Annotated in this window: 3 protein-coding genes; 1 reads left to right on the top strand and 2 read right to left on the bottom strand. The window is 72.5% G+C overall.

The window, feature by feature from the left end:
- Positions 1-98: 98 nt before the first annotated feature.
- Positions 99-392, bottom strand: coding sequence for an antibiotic biosynthesis monooxygenase family protein (locus tag ACWEVO_RS34795; protein ID WP_452311656.1), 294 nt, complete (start codon positions 390-392; stop codon positions 99-101).
- Between the two features lie 554 nt (positions 393-946).
- Between ACWEVO_RS34795 and ACWEVO_RS34790 the strand changes: the two genes are divergently transcribed.
- Positions 947-1,945, top strand: coding sequence for a TerC family protein (locus tag ACWEVO_RS34790; protein WP_452311655.1), 999 nt, complete (start codon positions 947-949; stop codon positions 1,943-1,945).
- A gap of 61 nt (positions 1,946-2,006) precedes the next feature.
- Here the strand turns inward: ACWEVO_RS34790 and ACWEVO_RS34785 are convergent.
- Positions 2,007-2,576: C40 family peptidase (locus tag ACWEVO_RS34785; RefSeq protein WP_452311654.1), on the bottom strand; the 570-nt coding region annotated here is incomplete at its 5' end.

The raw sequence follows: 2,576 nt of genomic DNA, 5'->3' as shown, positions 1-2,576 counted from the left end.
ACGAGTTTCCCGGCGCGCGGCCGCCGGGCCCGGCGCCCCCGATGACCGTCGGGACCGGCAGCCGCGTCGAGGGCAGGCTAGGCCAGGGGTACGACAGCTCAGGCCGGCACGTCGACGAAGTGCTCGACCAGTGGCGGCCCGGCGAAGTAGGGGCCGATCAGCGCCCGCCACTGCCCGAAGCGGTCGCTCTGCCGGAAGTTGACGTCGTGCGCCTCGACCGAGTCCCACTCCACCAGCAGCACGAACCGCGAGGGCGACTCGACGCCCCGGGTCATCCGTACCGAGCGGCAGCCCTCCGTCCCGGCGAGGATCGGGCGGGCCTGCGCGTACGCGGCGGCGAAGTCGTCCTCGTGCCCGGGGGTTACGTCGATCAGCGCGACCTCAAGAACCATGCCCGAAGCCTCGCACGCCCCCCGCCGTCCGGTGCGACCCGGGGCCTGTCCGTCCCACCGCGGCACCCGACCCGCGGCTGGTGGCGCCGCGACCGGCCGCCCACCCGGCCCACCGGGTCCGGCGCCGTGATCGACTCGGCCTGCGGCAACCCGCCGCCTCCCGGCGCTCCGAGCGCGTGAGTCGCCGCATCGCGTGCCGGTGGCCGGCGGACCCCGGCCGTACACCTAGCCTCCTAGGATGTACTACGGATGGTGGCCTGGACCGTGCCGGAACGTGATTCCCTCAGCAATCCGGGCCCCGGAGATGCGCTGACCGGGCTCGATGGTGAACAATGGCGGCCGAGGAGGGGAGTATTCCCCCGCAACGGAGTCGTCAGCACGGAAGAGCGCCGGTCCACCGGTCGCCCGACCCGGCTCCGTCGGCCAGCGGTCCCGGAGTCTCGGGCCGGTGGCGGAAGAGACCTCCGACAGTCACCAGAGTCAGCGTCGACGCACCCCGGACCCTCACCCGGCGTACGGTGTGCCCGACGCTGTGTGTCTGCCGGAGGATGGATTTGAACGTGTCCGGATACGTGTGGGCCGGGACTCTCGTCGCGCTGACGGCGGTCCTGCTCGCCGACCTCTTCATCATCGGTCGCCGCCCGCACGAGCCCAGTGTCCGCGAGTCGAGCCTCTGGGTCGGCTTCTACGTCGGGTTGGCGCTGCTCTTCGGCGCGGGCCTCTGGCTCACCTCGGGGCCCAGCGTGGCCGGCCAGTTCTACACCGGGTGGCTCACCGAGTACAGCCTCTCCGTGGACAACCTGTTCGTCTTCGTGATCATCATGGGCCGCTTCGCGGTGCCCCGGAAGTACCAGCAGAAGGTGCTGCTCGTCGGCATCCTGCTGGCGCTGGTCATGCGGGGCGGCTTCATCGCCGCCGGCGCCGCGCTGATCTCCCAGTTCTCCTGGGTGTTCTACATCTTCGGGGCGTTCCTGATCTACACGGCGGTCAACCTGGCCCGGCAGGGCGAACCGGACGAGGACGAGTTCAGCGAGAACCTGCTGATCCGGTGGAGCCGCAAGGCGCTGCCGCTGTCCCGCCAGTTCGACGGGGCGCGGATGACCACGCACGAGAACGGGCGGCGGCTCTTCACCCCGATGCTGATCGTGATGATCGCGATCGGCACCACGGACCTGATCTTCGCCCTCGACTCGATCCCGGCGATCTTCGGCATCACCCAGGAGCCGTACCTGGTCTTCACCGCGAACGTCTTCGCGCTGATGGGCCTCCGCCAGCTCTACTTCCTGCTCGGCGGGCTGCTGGACCGGCTGATCTACCTGAGCTACGGCCTGGCCGTGGTGCTCGGCTTCATCGGGGTCAAGCTGGTCCTGGAGGCCCTCGCCGACAACAACCTGCCGTTCGTCAACGGCGGCCAGCACGTGGCCTGGGCCCCGCACATCCCGATCTGGCTCTCGCTGGCCGTCATCCTCGGCACCCTGGCGATCGCCACCGCGGCCAGCCTGGTCAAGTCCTCCCGGGACCGGCGCCGCGAGCTGGCCGAGGCCCGGCGCTGACCGGACCCGCACGACGAAGGGGCGCCCCCACGGCGGGGAGCGCCCCTTGCGGCGTACGGGGTCAGACGCGGTGCGCGGCGACCAGGGTTGCCTCCCGGTCGGGAGGGAGCCGCTCCTCCACCACCCGGCGTTGGATGTAGCAGGCATGCAACATCCGCCGGACCTCGCCGTGCGGCTCGGCGCTGACGATGCCGATGTGGTGGATGCGGCGGCCCGGCCGGGCGAAGAAGTAGAGGTCGCCGGGGCGCTCCTCGCCCAACGCCAGCGGGGTGGTCGCCTCGGCCTGGTCGTCGGCGTCCCGGGGGAGCGTCACCCCGTACCGCCGCCAGGCCAGGTGCACCAGGCCGGAGCAGTCGATGCCGAGGGTGGAGAGGCCGCCCCAGATGTAGACCAGGCCGCGCAGCCGCTCGGCGACCGCGAGCACCTCCTTGGCCTCCGGCCGTTCGGTGGGCAGCGGGACCAGGTCGCCCTCGGGGGCCCAGGCCGGCTCGACCCGGCCGGGCACGTGCACGGGCCGCCAGCCTTCCGTCGGCCGGCCGGCCGAGGCGAGGCGGGTGCCCTCGGCGACGCCGCGCAGGGGCCCCCCGCCCTCCGGGGCGGGGGGGCCCGGGGGGGGGGTGGCGGCCACGAC

The sequence above is a fragment of the Micromonospora sp. NPDC003776 genome (assembly GCF_053605645.1).
Note: the sequence above shows the minus strand (reverse complement) of the source record. Positions and strands in the feature narration are given on the sequence as shown.